The organism is Streptomyces sp. NBC_00239 (assembly GCF_036194065.1).
Lineage (GTDB): Bacteria > Actinomycetota > Actinomycetes > Streptomycetales > Streptomycetaceae > Streptomyces.
This window is the reverse complement of the sequence record NZ_CP108095.1, coordinates 4,956,640-4,977,074: the sequence shown is the minus strand read 5'-3', so window position 1 is coordinate 4,977,074 and position 20,435 is coordinate 4,956,640. Positions and strand designations below refer to the sequence as shown.

Sequence of the window (20,435 nt, the reverse complement as noted above, 5' to 3'; positions counted from 1 at the left end):
AGTTCGAGGCGCGGGGTCCGGGGCGGAGCCCCGGCAGCGGCACCGCGCCCGGCACATCGGCCTCGCTCACGCGGTGTCACCCTCGCGCATCGGGACCCGCACGCCACGCTCGTCCGCCACGGACTCCGCGATGTCGTAACCGGCGTCGACGTGCCGGATGACTCCCATGCCCGGGTCGTTCGTCAGCACGCGCCGGATCTTCTCGCCCGCGAGCGCCGTGCCGTCGGCGACGGTGACCTGACCGGCGTGGATCGAGCGGCCCATGCCGACGCCGCCGCCGTGGTGGAGCGAGACCCAGGACGCGCCGGAGGCGACGTTCACCATCGCGTTCAGCAGCGGCCAGTCGGCGATCGCGTCGGAGCCGTCGAGCATGGCCTCGGTCTCGCGGTACGGGGAGGCGACGGAGCCGCAGTCGAGGTGGTCGCGGCCGATGACGAGCGGGGCGGCGAGGGTGCCGTCGGCGACCATCTCGTTGAAGCGCTCGCCGGCCTTGTCGCGCTCGCCGTAGCCGAGCCAGCAGATGCGGGCGGGCAGGCCCTGGAAGTGGACGCGCTCGCCGGCCATCTTGATCCAGCGGTGCAGGGACTCGTTCTCCGGGAAGAGTTCGAGCATCGCCTTGTCGGTCTTGTGGATGTCCGAGGCCTCGCCGGAGAGGGCGGCCCAGCGGAAGGGGCCCTTGCCCTCGCAGAACAGCGGGCGGATGTAGGCGGGGACGAAGCCGGGGAAGGCGAAGGCGCGGTCGTAGCCGGCCAGCTGTGCCTCGCCGCGGATGGAGTTGCCGTAGTCGAAGACCTCGGCGCCGGCGTCCATGAAGCCGACCATGGCCTCGACGTGCTTGGCCATGGACTCGCGGGCGCGGGTGGTGAAGCCCGCCGGGTCCTTGGCCGCGTAGGAGGCCATGTCCTCGAAGTCGACGCCGGTCGGCAGGTAGGCGAGCGGGTCGTGAGCGCTCGTCTGGTCGGTGACGATGTCGATCGGGGCGCCCTCCGCGAGCATCTGCGGGAGGAGGTCGGCGGCGTTGCCGAGCAGGCCGATGGAGAGCGGCTTGCGGGCGTCGCGGGCCTCGACGGCGAGCTGGAGCGCGTGGCGGAGGTTGTCGGCCTTGACGTCCAGGTAGCGGTGCTCGATGCGGCGCTCGATGGCGCGCGGGTCGACGTCGATGCAGATGGCGACGCCGTCGTTCATCGTCACGGCCAGCGGCTGGGCGCCGCCCATGCCGCCGAGGCCGGCGGTGAGGGTGATGGTGCCGGCGAGGGTCCCGTTGACCCCTCCCTTTCCGATCGAATGCAGCTTCGCGGCGACCGCGGCGAAGGTCTCGTAGGTGCCCTGGAGGATGCCCTGGGTGCCGATGTAGATCCACGAACCGGCGGTCATCTGGCCGTACATGGTCAGGCCGAGCTGCTCCAGGCGGCGGAACTCCTCCCAGTTGGCCCAGTCGCCCACCAGGTTGGAGTTGGCGAGCAGGACGCGGGGGGCCCACTCGTGGGTCTGCATCACGCCGACCGGGCGGCCGGACTGGACCAGCATGGTCTCGTCCTGCTTGAGCGTCTGCAGGGTGCGGACCATCGCGTCGTACGAGCGCCAGTCGCGGGCGGCCTTGCCGGTGCCGCCGTAGACGACGAGCTTGTCGGGGTGCTCGGCGACCTCGGGGTCGAGGTTGTTCTGGAGCATCCGGAGGGCGGCTTCCTGCTGCCATCCCAGGGTGCTGAGCTCGGTGCCGCGCGCAGCACGTACGGGGCGGGGTCCTGACATGGCGTTGCCTCCTCCGATGTTGGTCAATCTATTCACATCCTTACCTGCTGAATAGAAGTAGTCAACGGCTGCGGGCGGCCCCGCCGGATGATTGGCTTGCGGACATGGCCGACGACGAACCGACCGCAGGCATCGCAGACCGCCGCGACCTGGCCGTACGGGCCGCCGTCGAGCAGGGCCTGGTGGGCGGCGCGGATGGCGCGGACCCGCTGGTGTGCCTGCTCGACGCCGCCGGAATCGAAGCGTCCGCCGCCGCGCTGCACGCCGCCTTCGCGGCCGCGCTGCCGGCCGGCACCCCGGTCCTGCACACCTTCGCGGTGAAGGCCGCCCCGCTGGTGGCGGTGCTGCGGCTGCTGTCGCGGGCGGGCCTCGGCTGCGAGACGGCCAGCCCCGGCGAGCTGGCACTGGCCCGGGCGGCCGGCGTGGCCCCGGACCGGACGGTGCTGGACTCCCCCGCCAAGACCACGGCCGAACTGCGCGAGGCGCTCGCCCTGGGCATCGCCGTCAACGCCGACAACGCGCAGGAGCTCGCCCGGATCGACGCGCTGATGGCCTCCGCGCAGAGCCGCTCCCCGCTCGGCCTGCGGGTCAATCCGCAGATCGGGGCGGGCTCGATCGGCTCCACCTCCACCGCGACCGCGACCTCGAAGTTCGGCTTCGCGCTGCGCGACGAGGGCGCCCGGGCCCGGGTGGTCGCCGCGTACGCCGAGCGGCCGTGGCTGACCCGGCTGCACACCCACTCCGGCTCCCAGGGGGTGCCGCTCGCGCTGAGCGCGCGGGGGGTGCGGGAGCTGTACGAACTGGCCGAGGAGATCAACGCGGCCGCCGGACGGCAGCAGGTCGACACCCTCGACATCGGCGGCGGACTGCCCGTGAACTTCGGCTCCGACCGCGAGACGCCCACCTTCGCGGAGTACGTCGAGGTGCTCCGGGAGGCCGTCCCGGGCCTCTTCGCGGGGCGGTACGGGCTGGTCACCGAGTTCGGGCGGGCCCTGCTCGCCAAACACGGCCTGCTGGTGGCCCGCGTCGAGTACACCAAGAGCTCCGGGACCCGCCCGATCGCCCTCACCCACGCCGGCGTGCAGGTGGCCACCCGTACGGTCTACGCACCGGGCTCCTGGCCGCTGCGGATCCTCGCGTACGACGCCAAGGGCCGGCCCCGGGCCGGGGAACCGGCCGTCGCCCAGGACGTCGCCGGCCCGGCCTGCTTCGCCGGCGACCTGCTCGCGGAGAACCGCCCGCTGCCGCTCCTGAACCCCGGCGACCTCGTCGTGGCCCCGGACACCGGCGCGTACTTCTTCACGGCCCACTACGGCTACAACAGCCTGCCCCGCCCCGCCGTACACGGCTTCCGGCTCGCTCCGGACGGCGTCCGCTTCACCCTGGTCCGCCCCGCCCAGCGGCTGTCGGACCTGGTGGCAGAGGCGGGCGGCAACCACGCCGACGCCCTGCTGGAGCCTTAGGGCCTCACGGCACCAGTTCGAAGGACGGCCTGTGCTTGGGCTGCACCGCGGAAAAGTGCCGCCGGTCCAACGTCACCAGCCCTGACAGCCCGAGGCTCTCGGCCACTGCGACGACGGAGGCGTCGACCGTGCCGAGCGGGAAGTCGCTGTACTTGCGCACGAGTTCGGCGACCCTCGTGAAGTCGTCGGGGGTGAGGTCGACCAACTCGAGGGTGCGGACCGAGAACAGGTCGAGGAACACCGCCTCGTCATCTGCTCCGAGCCGCCGCTCGATCAGCTGGGCGGCCTCGAAGACCACCGGAGTCGGGACGAGGAGCCTGCCCCGCCACTGGGAGACGAGCTCGACGCACTGGACATGGTCGTCGTCGTCCTCGTCCGCGATCGCGTAAGGACCCCGGTGTCCAGCGGCAGCGGCCTCACCGGGCTTCGTCCTCGTCGGCCCGGTGCTGGATGACCTGACGATGGCGGCGGGCGGTGTCGGTGTGGCCCGACCGGCCCATGCCCACGAAGGCGGCGAAGCCTGGGCGCTCGATCGCGGGCGCGAGGTCCGGCTCTTCGTCCAGATACCGAGCCATTCGCGGCTGGGTCTCGGCAAATGCGCGCAGATCGCGCAGCTGCTCCGGGGGGAGCCGGTCGAGCATCCGGCGGAGGTTCTCGTAGTCCTCGGCTGGGGTCATGCGGCGAGCCTAGGCCCGGCACGGGTACTCCGCCGCCCGTTCACCCGCGGGGGTGATCACTCCACGAACAGGCCCCGGGCGGCCGCCGCAGAGTCGAAGGCCTCGAGCCTGGACTGGGCGTCGGGGAGGGCGTCGGCCATGGATTCGAGGAGGACCCGGCCCAGCAGCATCGGGGCGCAGGCCGTGTCGAAGGCCAGGCCGGTGCCCACCGGGGCGGGGATCAGCAGGTCCGAGTGGCGGGCCACCGGGGCGAAGGCGGAGTCGGCGACCGTGACCACGGTCAGGCCCGCCGAGCGGGAGTACTCGAGCGCCTCCACGACCTCCCGCGGGTGGCGCGGCAGCGCGAAGCAGAGCAGCGCGCTCGCCCCGGCGGAGCGGGCCGCGTCGATCCGGTCGGTGAGCATCGAGCCGCCCTCGTCGAGCAGCCGTACGTCCGGGTGCACCTTCGCCGCGAAGTACGCGAAGCCGCGCGCCTGCGAGGACGCGGCGCGCAGCCCCAGCACGGGCAGCGGCCGGGACGCGGCCAGCAGCCGGCCGGCCTCGGCCACCGGCGCCGGGTCGGCGAGCAGCGCGGACAGGTGGCGCAGGTTGTCGATCTCGGCCTGCACGGCCTGCTGGTAGGAGTTGAACGTGTCGCCCGGGGCGGGACGGGGTCCGGCGGGGGCTACCTCCCGCAGGTGGCGGCGGAGCGCCGGGTACCCGTCGAAGCCGAGGGCGACCGCGAACCGCGTCACCGAGGGCTGGCTCACCCCGGCCAGCTCGGCGAGCTCCACGCTCGACAGGAACGGCACGTCGGCGGCGCCGCGCACCATGCAGTGCGCGATCCGGCGCTGGGTCGGCGTCAGCCGGTGCCCTTCGAAAAGCTTCTGCAGCCGCGCGGCCGGGCTGTCGCTCGTCCCGTCGCTCATCCCGTCCCCCTCCGTCCGTCCGTCCATCCATTCAGTCTGGCAGCAGACTGCATGCATCTATGCAGGACGGCAAGCGGCGACCACTTCCCGGACCGGCGCAGAGCGGGCGGCCGACTTCCGGCGCACCCCCAGGACGGCTCAGGGTCCGGGATGGGGGTTTTCCGGGGGCTAGCCCTACCGTCCCGGCCGCCTTCCGTCCCTACCGTGGAAGGCATGAACGCTCAGACGCCCGCCTCGGGGCTCGTGAACGATCCGGAGCTCCGCAAGGAGCTCGACGCGACGCTGGCGGCCCGCCGCGAGCTCGGGCCGGAGTACGAACCCGCCCTCGTGGAGTCGTTCCTCGCGAAGGTGGAGGCCCGGCTGGACGGCTCCCTCGACACCCACGTGCGGCGGCGGCTGGCCGAGCAGCGCACGGCGGCCGCACGCGGGGCCGGACCCGGGTCCGGGCAGGCCGCGGCGGCGGCCTTCGGCGAGAAGTACGGCTTCGGGCTCGTCAGCCTGGTGCTGGCGATCCCGCTGTCCGCCATCGGCGCCGGCAGCGGCGGGCTGACCGGACTTCTGATCAGCTGGGGCGGCATCCTCGGGGTGAACTTCGCGCACAGCGCCCGCAACCGGCTCGGCCGCGGCCGGACCGCGTCCGAGTGGGACTGACCGGGCTGACGGGGGCTGACGGGGCCCTGACCCGCGGGTTCCTCGGGGCGAGAGGGCGGCGGGCGGGGCGGAGGGGTGGTCGCGGGGACCGCCGCACCCCCGGTTGCCCGGGGGGCGGGACGACGGCGGTCCCCGCGAAGGACACGGGCCGGGTCAGGGCCGGTGGTCCGCGTCCATGGCGTCGCCGGGGTCCGGGAGCCGCTCCGGAGGCACGTGACGCCGTTCGGTGGTGCCGGCCGGGTCCGCCCGGCGCTCTCGCGAGCCCCGGTCCTTCCCTGCCGACGACCACCACTGTGCCGGAGCCTTGTTAAGGCGGTGCTGCCGTCACGTGTCGCGCCCGTACCGATTGCGCGAAGCCCGAACGCCCCGCTCGCCCGCGCGGGGTGGCGGGGCCGCCCGCGGCGGACGCGGCCGGCCCGGCCCGCCGGCCCCCCGCCGCCCGGGCCGGCCCGCGCCCCGCCCTACCTCACTTCGCGGTGCGCTACTTCGCGGTGCGCGCGAGGAACGCCAGCAGGTCCTGGCGGCTGACCACACCGGTCGGCTTGCCCTCGACCAGCACGATCGCCGCGTCGGCCTGGCCCAGCGCGGCCATCAGGTCGGCCACCGGCTCGCCGGAGCCGACCTGCGGCAGCGGCGCGCTCATGTGCTTCTCCAGCGGGTCGCTCAGCGCGGCGCTCTTCGCGAACAGGGCCGCCAGCAGCTCCTTCTCGACGACGGAGCCGATGACCTCGGCCGCCATCACGTCGGGGTGGCCGGCGCCCGGCTTGACGACGGGCATCTGGGAGACGCCGTACTCGCGCAGCACCTCGATGGCCTCGCCGACGGTCTCCTCCGGGTGCATGTGGACGAGGGAGGGCATGGCGCCCGCCTTGTCCGCGAGCACGTCCTTGACGCGCGCCGCGGGGCCCGCCTCCTCCAGGAAGCCGTGCCCGGCCATCCACTCGTCGCTGAAGATCTTGCTGAGGTAGCCGCGGCCGCTGTCCGGGAGCAGCACCACGACCACGTCGTCGGGGCCCAGGCCCTCGGCGGCGCGCAGCGCGGCCACGACGGCCATGCCGCAGGAGCCGCCGACGAGGAGGCCCTCCTCCTTGGCGAGGCGGCGGGTCATCTGGAAGGAGTCCTTGTCGGACACCGCGATGATCTCGTCCGTGACGTTGGGGTCGTAGGCGGTGGGCCAGAAGTCCTCGCCGACGCCCTCGACCAGGTACGGACGGCCGGAGCCGCCGGAGTAGACCGAGCCCTCCGGGTCCGCGCCGATGACCTTGACCGCGCCGCCGGAGACCTCCTTGAGGTAGTTGCCGGTGCCGGAGATGGTGCCGCCGGTGCCGACGCCGGCGACGAAGTGGGTGATCTTCCCCTCCGTCTGCTCCCACAGCTCCGGACCGGTGGTCTCGTAGTGCGAACGGGGGTTGTTCGGGTTGCTGTACTGGTCGGGCTTCCAGGCGCCGGGCTCGCGCGCGAGGCGGTCGGACACGTTGTAGTACGAGTCCGGGTGCTCGGGGTCGACGGCCGTCGGGCAGACCACGACCTCGGCGCCGTACGCGCGCATCACGTTGATCTTGTCCATGGACACCTTGTCAGGGCAGACGAAGATGCACTTGTAGCCCTTCTGCTGGGCCACGATCGCCAGGCCGACACCCGTGTTGCCGCTGGTGGGCTCGACGATCGTGCCGCCGGGCTTGAGCGCACCGCTCTGCTCGGCCGCCTCGATCATGCGCACGGCGATGCGGTCCTTCACGGAGCCGCCCGGGTTGAAGTACTCGACCTTGGCCAGGACGGTCGCCTGGATACCTTCGGTCACGTGGTTGAGCTTCACCAGCGGGGTGTTGCCGACGAGGCTGATCATCGAGTCGTGGAAATGCACCATGTTCTCCAAGGAGGGGACTCCACGGGTTCTCCGGGAGGGACCGCCAGAGTATGCGGAAAGCGATTGACCGACCGGCAGTACGGGGCAGGTACGTGCGTGTGAACCCTTGGACGGCCGGGTCGCGACGAGGAGGTGGCTGAAGGTGTCACGGGCGAGGACGGCGCGCCGGATCGCGGCCGGCGCGGCGTACGGCGGGGGCGGCATCGGTCTGCTCGGCGCGGCGACGGTCGGTCTGGTGCTGGCCGAGGTGCAACTGGCGAAGCGGACCGTGGGCACGGGGCTCGCCCACCCGCCGAGAGCCGACGGCCGGTACGGGACGGAGTTCGCCGGGCCGGACGCGGCCCGCGCGGAGCCGCTGCGGCTGGCCATGCTGGGCGACTCCACGGCCGCCGGGCTGGGCGTGCACCGGGCCCGGCAGACCCCGGCCGCGCTCCTGTCGTCCGGGCTGGCGGCGGTGGCCGAGCGCCCGGTGGAACTGCGCAACGTGGCCCAGTCGGGTGCCATGTCCGACGACCTCGACCGGCAGGTCCGGCTGATCCTCGACGACGCCGGCTTCCTCCCCGACATCTCGGTGATCATGATCGGCGCGAACGACGTGACCCGCCGGATGCCCCCCACCCAGTCGGTGCGGCTGCTGGCGGCAGCCGTACGGCGGCTGCGGGGCGCCGGGTCGGAGGTGGTCGTGGGCACCTGCCCCGACCTGGGCACGATCGAGCCGGTCTACCAGCCGCTGCGGTGGGTGGCCCGGCGGGTCTCCCGGCAGCTGGCGGCCGCCCAGACCATCGGCGTCATCGAGCAGGGCGGCCGTACGGTCTCCATGGGAGACCTGCTGGGGCCGGAGTTCGCGGCGAACCCGCGGGAGATGTTCGGGCCGGACTCCTACCACCCGTCGGCCGAGGGGTACGCGACCGCGGCGATGGCGGTGCTGCCGACGGTGTGCGCGGCGCTGGGACTGTGGCCGGAGGCGGACCGCCTGGACACCGGGCGCAACGAGGACATGCTGCCGGTCGCCAAGGCGGCATCGGCTGCGGCCGGGCAGGCGGGCACCGAAGTCACGGCGGCCCGCGCCCCGTGGGCCCTCCTCAAGTACCGACGCCGCCGCCGGGTCCCCGAGGCAGACCCGGAACAGGCCCACTTGTAGTCCTGCGGGGCCCCGCGGGGGCGATGCGGCAGGCGTCACACCGTCAGGTCGGTGACCTGACCCGTACGGGCCGGTAACTTCACATGGTCCGCTACGAACCGCACACTCCTGGAGCCGTGATGCCCGAAGCCGTCATCGTTTCCGCTGCCCGCTCGCCCATCGGCCGCGCCTTCAAGGGGTCCCTCAAGGACATCCGGCCGGACGACCTGACGGCCACGATCATCCAGGCCGCGCTGGCCAAGGTGCCCGAGCTGGACCCGCGCGACATCGACGACCTGATGCTCGGCTGCGGCCTGCCCGGCGGCGAGCAGGGCCACAACCTGGGCCGGATCGTCTCCGTCCAGATGGGCATGGACCACCTGCCGGGCTGCACCGTCACCCGGTACTGCTCCTCCTCGCTGCAGACCTCCCGGATGGCGCTGCACGCCATCAAGGCGGGCGAGGGCGACGTCTTCATCTCGGCGGGCGTCGAGATGGTCTCCCGGTCGGTGAAGGGCACCAGCGACGGCCTGCCGGACACCCACAACCCGTTCTTCGCGGACGCCGAGGCCCGTACGGGCGCGGTCGCGCAGAGCGAGGGCGCCTCGTGGCACGACCCGCGCGAGGACGGCCTGGTGCCGGACGCGTACATCTCGATGGGCCAGACGGCCGAGAACCTGGCCCGCCTCAAGGGCGTCACCCGCCAGGACATGGACGAGTTCGGCGTCCGCTCCCAGAACCTCGCCGAGGCCGCCATCAAGAACGGCTTCTGGGCGCGCGAGATCACCCCGGTCACCACGCCGGACGGCACGGTCGTCAGCACGGACGACGGCCCGCGCGCCGGCGTCACCCTGGAGGGCGTGCAGGGCCTGAAGCCCGTCTTCCGCCCCGACGGCCTGGTCACCGCCGGCAACTGCTGCCCGCTGAACGACGGCGCCGCCGCGCTCGTCATCATGAGCGACACCAAGGCGCGCGAGCTGGGCCTGACCCCGCTGGCCCGCATCGTCTCCACCGGCGTCTCCGGCCTGTCCCCCGAGATCATGGGACTGGGCCCGGTCGAGGCCAGCAAGCAGGCCCTGAAGCGGGCCGGCCTGACCATCGGCGACATCGACCTGGTCGAGATCAACGAGGCCTTCGCGGCGCAGGTGATCCCGTCCTACCGCGACCTCGGCGTGGACCTCGACAAGCTGAACGTCAACGGCGGCGCCATCGCCATCGGTCACCCGTTCGGGATGACCGGTGCCCGCATCACCGGCACCCTGATCAACAGCCTGCAGTTCCACGACAAGCAGTTCGGCCTGGAGACCATGTGCGTCGGCGGCGGCCAGGGCATGGCGATGGTCATCGAGCGGCTGAGCTGAGCCGGAGCCGAATCGGCAGCGGCGCCGGCGCCCCGCCGGAGCCGTGCGGTAGCGGAGGGTAGCCGCCCCGGGCGGCGCCCGGGGCGTCCGGAACGGTCCCGCCGCAGGTGGGGGGCCACGCCGGCCCTTCCGGTTGACGCGCGGTCTAATCCCGTCGCGGCCGACCCGTGACCGAATCTCCCCCAGGATGTGACCTATGTCCTGGGGGATCGGCATTTCCGCAGGTCAGCAACTGGAGGGGCCGTAGTGCTGTGACGAAAGACCTGTCCAATTCGTGACGTAATGCACTGCACCCCATTCCCAGGTCGATACAAGCTGAGGTAGGAAGTCGGGGGATCGAAACACTCAGGAGTTAGTCAGTGAGCGCCATGTCTCTTGCCCTGCTGCTGACCACGGCCGCTGCCACGGCCGTGGGCGCTGCTGCGCTGCACGCCGTCCACGGTCTGCGCAAGCAGGTCACCGCCCTGCGCGGCGAGCTCGCCGCATCGGTCGCACACCGCGTTACCACCGTCCCCCACGCCCGCAGCGCCGCCGCGGCCGGCGAGCACGCCGTCGACACCGCCGACATACGGGCCGCCGTCGCCGAGGCCCTCGCCGAGGAGCGCGAGCGCGAGCTGGCCGAGGCGCGCGCCTTCTGGGCGGCGCAGGAGGCCCGCGACGCCGCGGACGCTCCCTCGCTGCTGGGCGGCCTGCCCGGGCTGGCCGAGGACAACCCGGTCTTCCTGCCGCGCCAGGCCGACCTGGTGGGCCTGGAGCCGTTCCTCGACGACGAGCCGGCCGCCACCGACTACCCGGAGGACTCCGCGGAGCTCGCCGCGGCCCGCCGCCGGCACCCCTCGCACCCGGACTTCGTCCCGGTCCAGGCCACCGCGCCGCACACCGACCACGAGCGCACCGTGAGCCGCCTCGAGGAGCTGGCGCAGGCCCGTACCGCGCTCGCGGACGTCCGCCCCGGCCCGCTGGGCACGCTCGACGTGTACGTCTTCACGGACGGCACCACGCTGTGCATGACCCCGGGGCACCGGGAGACCGCGGAGCGCCTCGCCGAGGCCCTGCGCACGGGCAGCGCGCCGGTGCTGCTGGGCGGCTCGGGCATCTCGGGCGCGTACGCCCTGACCTTCTCCTGCGGGGACGACGATCCCGAGAACCCCGCGAACAACGTCTACATCCTCGCGGACCGCGTCATCGCATCGCTCTGAGTTCCGCCTGTTCCACCAGCGCCACGGCCTCGTCCAGCAGTTCGGACGGGGCCGTTTCCGCTGTCCGCAGCGCCTCCGCGAGGTCCCGGCCGGTCACCGCCACCTGATCTCCGACGACGAAGAGCCCGGCGTCCGGTACCTGCGGCGGCTGCCGGCCCGGGGCGCCCTCCAGCGCGTGGGCCCGTGCGGCGAGCTCGCGGGCCAGGGCCAGCGCCTCGACGGCGGCGCCGCGCTGGAGGCGGCTCTGCGGGGCGGCCCGGAGCCGGTCGGCGAAACGGTCCACGGCGGCGGTCAGCGGTGAGGTATCGAGCACGCCGGTGACCCTACGCGGCCCCGCGGCACTGTTGCCAACGGGCGAACGGTCGGGCACGGTGACGTGAAGAGAACCAGGTACGTCCCATGCGTCCGGAGGCGCCCATGTCCGTAGAGTTCTCCGAGGAAACCCACCGGAACATGATTTCCCGTATCCCCGAATGCACCGGTCGTGACATGTCCGACTGGCTCCGCGCCGTCGACGAGGGCCCCTCCCTCGTCCGCTTCGAGGAGAAGCTCAGCTGGCTGCGCGGCGAGTACGAGCTCTCGTACGGCCAGGCCAAGGCGATCATCCACGAGTACGACCTCCGCCGCGCCGCCCGCAGGCGGGGTTAGGCACCGTCCCCCGACACAGCCCCAACCCCCCTCACACGGGGAAAGGCCCCGCGGGCGATGCCCGCGGGGCCTTTCTCGTGCGTTCACGTGTCTCACGTGCGTGCGGCGGCTGCCGCTCCGGGACTAGTCGTCGCCGGAGAGGATGGAGAACAGCCGCAGCATCTCCAGGTAGATCCACACCAGGGTCATGGTGAGGCCGAAGGCCGCCAGCCAGGACTCCTCGCGCGGGGCACCGTACGTCACGCCGTCCTCGACCTGCTTGAAGTCGAGGGCGAGGAAGCAGGCGCCGAGGATGACGCCGATGACGCCGAACAGGATGCCGAGGCCGCCACTGCGGAAGCCGAGGCCGTCACCGCCGCCGAAGACGGAGAACAGCAGGTTGGCGACCATCAGCAGCATGAAGCCCATGGCCGCGGCCATCACGAAGCCGTAGAAGCGGCGGGTCACGCGGATCCAGCGCATCTTGTACGCGAACAGCACGCCGGCGAACACGCACAGCGTGCCGAGCACGGCCTGCACGACGACGCTGCTGCCGATCTGCTCGCTGACGGCCGCGCTCAGGACGCCGAGGAAGACGCCCTCGAAGGCCGCGTAGGCGATGATCAGCGCGGGGACCGGGGTGCGCTTGAAGCTCTGCACCATCGCCAGCACGAACGCGACGAGGGCCGCGCCGATGGCGATGCCGAACGACTTGTTGATGTTGGCCGGGTCGACCGGAAGCAGGACCCAGGCCAGCACGGCCGTGAGGATGACCGTGCCGAGCGTCATGGCCGTACGGCTCACCACGTCGTCGATGGTCATCACACTGCCGCGGGCGGGCGCGGCCGGCATGCCGGTCTGCGGGTCCGTGGCGTAAGGATTCGTCGCGTACGGGTTGGTCGCGGTCCCGGCCTGCACCTGCTGCGCGTCAAAGCCCGCGTAGCCGTTGTCGCGGCTGAACCCCCGTCGCGAGAAGACCGGGTTGCTGCTCCTCATCTCACTCCTCCATGGCCACCGTGCGCGGCCTTGCGTTCAAGAGTAATGCGTTAGCAAAGACTCCACCCTACTGCTGAGGGAGGATCTTTTCGGGTACCCGCCCGGCGGGATCCTCCGACCCCCGGGGCGGCCGCTCAGAAGACGGACGTGTAGACCGGGTTGCCCGGGTAGTCCTGGCGGAGGGTGTAGCGCCAGTTGAAGGGCCTGACGGCATCGCCGGTGGAGCGGTACAGGTACTCCGCCCTCGCGTTCGAGGCGAACAGGTCGGGCCGGCCGTCGCGGTCGCCGTCGCCGAGGCCCACCAGGTGCGGGAAGCCGCCCCAGCCGGCCTCGATCTTGACGCGGGGGGCGAAGGTGCCGTCGCCCTTGCCCTGCATGAACCACAGGACCCCGGCCGAGTCCCGGGCGACGAGGTCGCCCGCCTTGGCTCCGCCGATGTCGCCGACGGACAGGATCTTGTTGTAGCCCTGCCAGCCCGCACCGGCCTTCTTGCGCGGCAGGTACGGGGTCTTCCAGGAGCCCGTGCCCCGATAGAGCCACATCACCCCGGCGGCGTCGGTGGCGAGGAGGTCCGCCCTGCCGTCGTTCGTGACGTCGCCGAGGGCCGTGAGCTGCTTGTAGATCTTCCAGCCGGCGCCCACCTTGATGCGGGTGTCGAAGGTGCCGTTGGCCTTGCCGAGGTGGAGCCACAGGACGCCCGCGGAGTCGCGCGAGACGAGGTCGCCCGCGGCCGCGCCCGCCGCGTTGCCCGCCGCGACGATCCGGTCGTACCCCGCCCAGTTGCCGGGGACCTGCTTGCGCTCGCGGAACTCGCCCGTCGGATACATGCGCGGGTTCCAGACGGCGTCGTGGAGCCAGAGCCGGCCCGCGGAGTCGCGGTCCAGGAGGTCCGGGGTGCCGTTGTCGGTGTAGTCGTGGGGGTGGGACTTGCGGGTCACCTTGAAGGCGCCGGTGGCGCTGGTGGCCGGGCCGATGCCGTTGACGGGGGTGAAGGTGGCCTTCCAGGTGTAGTCGCCGTTGGGCGCCGAAAGCGGGCGGCCGGGGGTGGCGAGGTTCCGTGCCCAGTCCAGGTCCACCCAGCCCGCTCCGGCCGGCGGGGCCCACGGGTGCCAGGTGCCCGTCTGCCCGGTGGCGGTGTGGGTGATCGTGACGGTGGCCTTCACGTTCGTCCGGGACAGCTTCCAGCGCATCCGGTGCGAGCGCTCGTCGAGGGCGACGGCCTTCTCGACGTCCGTCTCCAGCACCTCGACCTTGGTGGGCTCACCCGTGCCGGCCGTGAGCGAGACCGCGGGGGCGCCGTTCGCACCGACCGAGATCCGGTAGACGCCCTCGCCCGCGGCGAGGGTGCCCCCCGACGCCAGCAGTCCGCCGTCGGGAGCGGCGGCGAGGCTGGTCGCGTGGTCCAGCAGGGTGCGGGGGGTGCCGCCGGCGATCGGTACGGCCTTGAGGGTGTGGTCGGCCCCGGGGCTGCCGGCCTCGACCGGCGTCCGGTTTCCGTACACGAACCAGTCACCGACGATCCCGAACAGATCGGGCTTCCCGAGCGGGGACGGGGACTCCCTGACCTCCCCCGTGCGCAGGTCGACGACCCGCAGTAGCGGCGCCGGATCGGCCTCGTCCCCGTGGTCGGAGGAGACGACGGCGACATGTGACGCGGAAAGGGCCACCCACGTGGACTCGTACCCGCCGAACGACTGGACCGACAGGACCCGGCCGTCGGCGAGGTCGACCAGCGCGTAGCCCCCGCCCCCCGGCCCCTTGGGGCTGTCGTACCCGTACTGCACGAGCGCGCGGCCGGGAGTGGCGGCGGCCACCTCGTCGAACCAGGCGATGTCGGAGGGCAGGCCGGTGACCTTGCGGGGCGACGACCCACCGTCCGCCCGATCGAGGAGGTAGAGCGCGGTCTCGCCGCCGTCCAGGTCCCTGGACACCAGCACCGTCCCCCCGACGGTTCCGACGTAGTCGTCGGACGCGGACAGCGGGATCGTGGTCGCGCTTCCGGTCGCGGTGTCCGTCAGGGTGACCGGGCCGGCCGGCGTCCCCGGCGGGGTCTTCTCGTGGGTGGCCACGATGTCGGACACCGCTCCGAAGTCACCGGTGCTCGGCCACTGCGAGGCCGGGCCCAGCCGGGTCTGCGAGCCGTCGGCGTACTTCGTCCACACCCGGCCCTCGCCGTCGTAGGTCTGGAGGCCGGTGGGGCCCGCGCTGAGCAGCTGCGAGCCGGGCGCGATCTTCAGGGGCGCGGCCGGAACGGCGGACCCGCCCTGCGCGCCCGGGTGCGCCAGCGCGTGCGCCGGAGCCGCGAGGAACGGGCTCGACAGCGGACTTGCGGTGAGTGCGAGCGCGGTCGCGACAGCCCCGCCGAGCACTGCGGCGGACGTCCGGAACTGCGACATTCTTCCCCCTTGTTGTACGTACACATGCACGACCACCGTCGGGGTCGGATGGTTGTACGCACGGGAGGGAAGGAAGCGGAGCGTGCCCGGAGCCGGACTTGAACCGGCACGGCCCTAAGGCCAGCGAGGTTTAAGCTCGCCGTGTCTGCATTCCACCATCCGGGCAAGGCGGGCGGCTCCGCGCAACGAAGTCAACGCAGGGTGAGCCTATCCGGAAGCGCACACCCGATCGGGGAAGATCGTTCCGATGTTGTCTGATTTTATTGACGCTTGAGGGACCGTCAGACGTCAGAAGGCGCGGTCCGCCCCATCCCCGAGGCCCCCGGGGCCCCCAGGTGATTGACGGGAATTCGACGGCCCCGCGGCGCGCTCGCGCCACCCCGGGCCACCCCCCTCCGCCGGACCCCGTCCTCGGGGCCGCCGTCATACCAGAGGAGGAGAGCCGGCGGCCCGAGTCAGACTCGAGTGGGCCGGAGAACGAGCTCGGCGGCTGATCCGCGGCGGCGAACGGGACGTGAGGATGGAGTAAGTCCCGCAGACCGACCGCCAGCCCGACAGGAGTCCCCCGTGACCACCATGAACCTCGCCCCCCACACCACCGCCGTGGCCGCCCGTGCCACGCAGCTGTCCAAGGTGTACGGGCAGGGCGAGACCCAGGTGGTCGCCCTCGACAACGTCTCCGTGGACTTCGTCCAGGGGCAGTTCACCGCGATCATGGGCCCCTCCGGTTCCGGCAAGTCGACGCTGATGCACTGCGTCGCCGGCCTGGACACCTTCTCCGCCGGCTCGGTCCGCATCGGCGAGACCGAGCTCGGCTCCCTCAAGGACAAGCAGCTCACCCAGCTCCGCCGGGACAAGATCGGCTTCATCTTCCAGGCGTTCAACCTGCTGCCGACCCTGACCGCCCTGGAGAACATCACGCTCCCCATGGACATCGCCGGCCGCAAGCCCGACAAGCAGTGGCTGGACAAGGTCATCGAGATGGTCGGCCTGTCCGGGCGCCTCAGCCACCGGCCGACCCAGCTCTCCGGCGGCCAGCAGCAGCGCGTCGCGGTCGCCCGCGCCCTCGCCTCCAAGCCGGAGATCATCTTCGGTGACGAGCCCACCGGAAACCTGGACTCCCGCTCCGGCGCCGAGGTCCTCGGCTTCCTGCGCAACTCCGTGCGCGAGCTCGGCCAGACCGTCGTCATGGTCACCCACGACCCGGTCGCCGCCTCCTACGCGGACCGCGTCATCTTCCTCGCCGACGGCCGGATCGTCGACGAGATGCTCCGCCCGACCGCCGACGGCGTGCTCGACCGCATGAAGGCCTTCGACGCCAAGGGCCGCACCAGCTGAGGCCTGCCCCGCCCCCGCCTCCTGCTCCGGCCCACCTCGACTTTCTGGACTCCTCCACCATGTTCCGTACCGCGCTGCGCAACGTGCTCGCGCACAAGGCCCGGCTGTTGATGACGGTGCTCGCCGTCGTCCTCGGCGTCGCCTTCGTCTCCGGCACCCTCGTCTTCACCGACACCCTCGGCAAGGCCCTCAGCGGCCAGTCCGCCAAGAGCTACGACGGCGTCGCCGTCTCCGTCACCTCGTACGGCAGCCCCCGCGACGAGAACGGCAAGAAGGGCGAGCCCGGCGTCAGCCAGAAGACGCTCGACAAGGTCGCCGCCCTGAACGGCGTCGACTCCGTCTCCGGCCGGGTGAGCGGCTTCGCCGGCGTCGCCGACGCCAAGGGCAAGCTGATCGGCAACGGCTGGGCCAACAACGGCTCCAACTTCGCCCCCGCCAAGGACGGCAAGGACCCGCGCTACGACTTCACCGACGGCAACGGCCCGACCTCCGCCGACCAGATCGCCCTCGACAAGGACAGCGCCTCCGCGGGTGACTACACGGTCGGCGACAAGGTCCGCGTCGCCACCAACGGCCCGGTGAAGGAGTACACCCTCGCCGGTGTCTTCACCACCGAGGACGGTCAGGTCAACGCCGGCGGCAGCCTGGTGCTGTTCGACACCCCGGTCGCGCAGAAGCTCTACCTGCAGCCCGGCTACTACACCGAGCTCTCCGTCGCCGCCAAGGCCGGCGCGAACGCGGACCGGCTGCTCGCCGAGGTCAAGCCGCTGGTCGGCGAGAACGCCACCGCCGAGACCGGCGCCGCGCTCGCCGAGCGCAACGCGAAGGACATCGAAGAGGGCATGAGCGGCATGAACCAGGTGCTGCTCGCCTTCGCCGCCATCGCGCTCTTCGTCGGCATCTTCCTGATCTACAACACCTTCACCATGCTGGTCGCCCAGCGCACCAAGGAGCTCGCGCTGCTGCGCGCCGTCGGCGCCTCCCGCAGCCAGGTCAAGCGCTCCGTGCTCAGCGAGGCCTTCATCGTCGGCGTCATCTCCTCCGTCGTCGGCTTCCTCGCCGGCCTCGGCCTCGCGATCGGCCTGCGCTCCGCGATGGGCACCTTCGGCGCCAAGATCCCGAACGGCCCGCTGGTCATCGCCCCGACCACGATCGTCACCGCCCTGGTCATCGGCGTCGTCGTCACGATGCTCGCCGCCTGGCTGCCCGCCCGCCGCACCGCGAAGATCGCCCCGGTCGCCGCGATGGGCAGCGCCCACCTGCCGGCCAGCATGAAGTCCCTGGTGCTGCGCAACAGCATCGGCGGGGTCCTGACCCTGCTGGGCCTCGGCGCGGTCGCCGTCGGCGCCGGCCAGGGCTCCGACGGCCGCATGACGATCGGCTTCGGCGCGTTCCTCGCGCTGATCGGCATCATCGTCCTGATCCCGATGCTGTCCCGCCCGTTCATCGCCGCCGTCCGGCCGCTGCTCCAGCGGGTGTTCGGCGTCGCCGGCAAGCTCGCCGCGCAGAACGCCGTGCGCAACCCCCGCCGCACCGGCGTCACCGCCGCCTCGCTGGCCATCGGCCTGACCCTGGTCACCGGCCTCACCGTGCTCGGCGTCACCGTCGGCAAGGCCGTCGACCGGATGACCACCGACGTGATCAAGGCCGACTACATGGTCACCATGGCCAGCGGCGAGAGCCTCGACAAGTCGGTGCTGACCGCACTGGAGAAGGCCCCGGGCGTCAAGGCCGTCAGCGGTCAGCAGCCCGGCTACTTCATGACCGGCAACGACGTCTACCACTCCGCCTCGGGCGTCACCCCGAAGGACATCGACCAGCTGCTCAAGCTGGAGGTCCTCAGCGGCTCCACGGCCTCGCTGGCCGAGGGCAAGGTCGCCGTCGACGACAAGACCGCGAAGAAGGCGGGCCTGACCGTCGGCGAGACCTTCGAGGCGAAGTTCGACGACAAGAAGAAGGAGACGCTGACCGTCGGCGCGGTCTACAAGGGCAACGAGTTCGTCTCCCCGTACGTGATGGACGCCAAGATCCTCGACCGGCACGCCGGCGGCGAGCGCCCCACGGTCCGCGAGGTCTTCGTGAAGATGGACGGCGGCGAGACCTCTGCCAACGAGCAGAAGATCGTCGACGCGCTCGGCAGCAACCCGGCCATCAGCGTCCAGGACCAGACGGACATCCGGAACACCTTCGGCGGCATCATCAACCTGATGCTGAACATCATGTACGGCCTGCTCGGCATGGCCCTGCTGATCGCCGTCCTCGGTGTCGTCAACACCCTCGCGATGTCGGTGTTCGAGCGCCAGCAGGAGATCGGCATGCTGCGGGCGATCGGCCTCGACCGGGCCCGGGTCAAGAACATGATCCGCCTGGAGGCCGTGGCCATCTCGCTGTTCGGCGCGGTCATCGGCGTGGGCCTGGGCACCTTCCTCGCCTGGGCGATCGGCCAGACCATCAAGAACGAGATCCCCGGCTACGCGCTCGTGATCCCCTTCGACCGGATCGGCATCTTCCTGCTGCTGGCCGCGCTGGTGGGCGTGCTCGCCGCCATGTGGCCCGCCCGCAGCGCCGCCCGCCTCAACATGCTGACGGCCATCAAGACCGAGTAGCACGCCGGCGGCGGCCGGACGAGACGACACGACAGAAGGGCCCCGCGGCCGAACGCCGCGGGGCCCTTCCCGTACGCCGGCCACGGGCCGCAGGAACGGCTACAGCCGCAGCCACAGCCACGGCCGCACCGCTCAGGCGGCCGGCCAGTCCCGGGTGCGCAGCGGCAGCCCCGACGTGCCGCCGTCGCCCGGGCGCACCGCGAGCACCTGGTTGACGCCGAGGCGCCCGTGCTCGAAGGCGAGCGCCGAGGCCGCCATGTACAGCTGCCAGACCCGGGCCCGGCCCGCCGAGGTCAGCCGGACCGCCTCGCTCCAGTGCTCCTCCAGCCGGGCCACCCAGGCCCGCAGGGTGAGTGCGTAGTGCTCGCGCAGCGACTCGACGTCCCGGACCTCGAAGCCGGCCCGCTCCAGCTCCCCGACGGTCCGGCCCAGCGGCGACAGCTCGCCGTCCGGGAACACGTACGCGTCGATGAACTCGTCGATGCGGTACGCCGATTCGTCGGGCTCCGGGCGGCGGGCGATCTGGTGGTTCAGCAGCCGCCCGGCGGGCCGCAGCAGCCCGAACAGGGCCGTGGCGTACTCCCGGTACCGGGCGGAGCCCACGTGCTCCGCCATGCCGATCGAGGAAATCGCGTCGTACGGCCCGTCCTTGACGTCCCGGTAGTCCTGGACCCGGATGTCGATCCGATCGGCCAGGCCCTCCTCGGCGACGCGTTTGCGGGCGTACGCGGCCTGCTCGCGGGAGAGCGTGATGCCGGTGACGCGGACCCCGTACGCGCGGGCCGCGTGCAGGGCCATGGAGCCCCAGCCGCAGCCGACGTCGAGCAGCCGGTCGCCCTCGCGCAGCGCCAGCTTGCGGCAGACCAGGTCGAGCTTGTCGTACTGGGCCTCCTCCAGGGAGTACCCGGGCCGCCAGTAGGCGCAGGAGTACACCATCGACGGGCCGAGCACCCGCTCGTAGAAGTCGTTGCCGACGTCGTAGTGGTGGCTGACGGCCTGCCGGTCGCGGGGCCGGGTGTGCGGGCCGCCGGTGCGCCGTACGGCCTCCTCGGGCGGCGGTGCGGGCTGGGGCCAGGGCCCGGCGAGGCGTACGAGTTCCACCGCGGCGGACCGGACCGCCGGGTCGCGCAGCCGGGCCGGCAGCGAGGGCGCGGCCGGGGCGCCGGCGACGGGCTCGCGCTCCCACAGCAGCCCGGCCAGTTCCTCCAGGAGCCCGTAGAGGTCCCCGTCGGCCGTCAGCTCGCCGGCCACCCAGCCGCGGGCCAGGCCCAGCTCGCCGGGCTTCCACAACAGACGGCGCAGCGCGCGGCGGTGACGGACCACCAGCACCGGCGCCCCGGGCGGTCCGGATTCGCTCCCGTCCCAGGCGCGGATCCGGAGCGGCAGGGGGGCGCCGAGCAGGGTCTCGGCGAGTGCGGTCAGCCGCGGAGCGGCGTCGTTCATGGCGAACACCTCCAGAAGGCTCAACCAACCG

General features: G+C 72.3%; 17 protein-coding genes and 1 tRNA gene. 8 read left to right on the top strand and 10 right to left on the bottom strand.

Annotation, left to right across the window (positions count from 1 at the left end; genetic code table 11):
* Window positions 1-66 precede the first annotated feature (66 nt).
* Complete coding sequence (hutU, locus tag OG764_RS21980) at window positions 67-1,752, bottom strand: urocanate hydratase (RefSeq protein WP_328970128.1); 1,686 nt, start codon at window positions 1,750-1,752, stop codon at window positions 67-69.
* 104 nt (window positions 1,753-1,856) lie between these two features.
* Here hutU and OG764_RS21975 point away from each other — a divergent pair, with 104 nt between their 5' ends.
* Complete coding sequence (locus tag OG764_RS21975) at window positions 1,857-3,215, top strand: diaminopimelate decarboxylase (RefSeq protein ID WP_328970127.1); 1,359 nt, start codon at window positions 1,857-1,859, stop codon at window positions 3,213-3,215.
* Between the two features lie 4 nt (window positions 3,216-3,219).
* Here the strand turns inward: OG764_RS21975 and OG764_RS21970 are convergent, their stop codons facing one another.
* The 3 genes from OG764_RS21970 to OG764_RS21960 are packed head-to-tail and all read right to left on the bottom strand — an operon-like array spanning window position 3,220 to window position 4,827.
* Window positions 3,220-3,597, bottom strand: a complete 378-nt coding sequence (locus OG764_RS21970; RefSeq protein WP_328973116.1) for a type II toxin-antitoxin system VapC family toxin — start codon at window positions 3,595-3,597, stop codon at window positions 3,220-3,222.
* Between the two features lie 34 nt (window positions 3,598-3,631).
* On the bottom strand, window positions 3,632-3,892 hold the full coding sequence (locus OG764_RS21965) for a hypothetical protein (RefSeq protein WP_328973305.1): 261 nt from the start codon (window positions 3,890-3,892) through the stop codon (window positions 3,632-3,634).
* 56 nt (window positions 3,893-3,948) lie between these two features.
* Window positions 3,949-4,827 (bottom strand): MurR/RpiR family transcriptional regulator, encoded by an 879-nt coding sequence (locus OG764_RS21960; protein ID WP_328970126.1) that lies wholly within the window; start codon window positions 4,825-4,827, stop codon window positions 3,949-3,951.
* A gap of 186 nt (window positions 4,828-5,013) precedes the next feature.
* On the opposite strand from OG764_RS21960, the gene OG764_RS21955 reads away from it, so the two are divergent.
* Window positions 5,014-5,451: a hypothetical protein gene (locus OG764_RS21955; protein ID WP_328970125.1), complete on the top strand. Its 438-nt coding sequence runs from the start codon at window positions 5,014-5,016 to the stop codon at window positions 5,449-5,451.
* 481 nt (window positions 5,452-5,932) lie between these two features.
* Here the strand turns inward: OG764_RS21955 and OG764_RS21950 are convergent, their stop codons facing one another.
* Window positions 5,933-7,315, bottom strand: coding sequence for a cystathionine beta-synthase (locus tag OG764_RS21950; protein ID WP_328973115.1), 1,383 nt, complete (start codon window positions 7,313-7,315; stop codon window positions 5,933-5,935).
* Window positions 7,316-7,460: 145 nt separating this feature from the next.
* Here OG764_RS21950 and OG764_RS21945 point away from each other — a divergent pair, with 145 nt between their 5' ends.
* The 3 genes from OG764_RS21945 to OG764_RS21935 all read left to right on the top strand — a co-directional run bounded on the left by OG764_RS21945 (window position 7,461) and on the right by OG764_RS21935 (window position 10,998).
* Window positions 7,461-8,459: an SGNH/GDSL hydrolase family protein gene (locus OG764_RS21945; RefSeq protein WP_328970124.1), complete on the top strand. Its 999-nt coding sequence runs from the start codon at window positions 7,461-7,463 to the stop codon at window positions 8,457-8,459.
* Between the two features lie 119 nt (window positions 8,460-8,578).
* Window positions 8,579-9,799, top strand: coding sequence for an acetyl-CoA C-acetyltransferase (locus tag OG764_RS21940; protein ID WP_328970123.1), 1,221 nt, complete (start codon window positions 8,579-8,581; stop codon window positions 9,797-9,799).
* A gap of 368 nt (window positions 9,800-10,167) precedes the next feature.
* The gene (locus OG764_RS21935; RefSeq protein WP_328973114.1) at window positions 10,168-10,998 is read left to right on the top strand and encodes a hypothetical protein; all 831 of its coding nucleotides are present in this window, start codon (window positions 10,168-10,170) and stop codon (window positions 10,996-10,998) included.
* Here the strand turns inward: OG764_RS21935 and OG764_RS21930 are convergent.
* Window positions 10,982-11,311, bottom strand: a complete 330-nt coding sequence (locus tag OG764_RS21930) for a hypothetical protein (protein WP_328970122.1) — start codon at window positions 11,309-11,311, stop codon at window positions 10,982-10,984. The genes OG764_RS21935 and OG764_RS21930 overlap by 17 nt on opposite strands.
* Window positions 11,312-11,415: 104 nt before the next feature.
* Between OG764_RS21930 and OG764_RS21925 the strand changes: the two genes are divergently transcribed.
* Entirely contained in the window at window positions 11,416-11,646 is a 231-nt protein-coding gene (locus OG764_RS21925; RefSeq protein WP_328970121.1) for a DUF4287 domain-containing protein, read from the top strand.
* 123 nt (window positions 11,647-11,769) lie between these two features.
* Here the strand turns inward: OG764_RS21925 and OG764_RS21920 are convergent, their stop codons facing one another.
* The 3 genes from OG764_RS21920 to OG764_RS21910 form a co-directional block, all read right to left on the bottom strand.
* A complete protein-coding gene (locus OG764_RS21920; protein ID WP_328970120.1) occupies window positions 11,770-12,621 on the bottom strand; it encodes a Bax inhibitor-1/YccA family protein in 852 nt (283 codons plus the stop codon).
* A 134-nt stretch (window positions 12,622-12,755) separates the two neighbouring features.
* Window positions 12,756-15,017, bottom strand: coding sequence for an FG-GAP repeat domain-containing protein (locus OG764_RS21915; RefSeq protein WP_328970119.1), 2,262 nt, complete (start codon window positions 15,015-15,017; stop codon window positions 12,756-12,758).
* Between the two features lie 83 nt (window positions 15,018-15,100).
* Window positions 15,101-15,182, bottom strand: a tRNA-Leu gene (locus tag OG764_RS21910).
* A gap of 411 nt (window positions 15,183-15,593) precedes the next feature.
* Between OG764_RS21910 and OG764_RS21905 the strand changes: the two genes are divergently transcribed.
* The gene (locus OG764_RS21905; RefSeq protein WP_328973113.1) at window positions 15,594-16,355 is read left to right on the top strand and encodes an ABC transporter ATP-binding protein; all 762 of its coding nucleotides are present in this window, start codon (window positions 15,594-15,596) and stop codon (window positions 16,353-16,355) included.
* Window positions 16,356-16,414: 59 nt separating this feature from the next.
* A complete protein-coding gene (locus OG764_RS21900) occupies window positions 16,415-18,961 on the top strand; it encodes an ABC transporter permease (RefSeq protein WP_328970118.1) in 2,547 nt (848 codons plus the stop codon).
* Between the two features lie 132 nt (window positions 18,962-19,093).
* Here OG764_RS21900 and OG764_RS21895 read toward each other — a convergent pair whose 3' ends face one another.
* Entirely contained in the window at window positions 19,094-20,404 is a 1,311-nt protein-coding gene (locus OG764_RS21895; RefSeq protein ID WP_328970117.1) for a cyclopropane-fatty-acyl-phospholipid synthase family protein, read from the bottom strand.
* Window positions 20,405-20,435 lie beyond the last annotated feature (31 nt).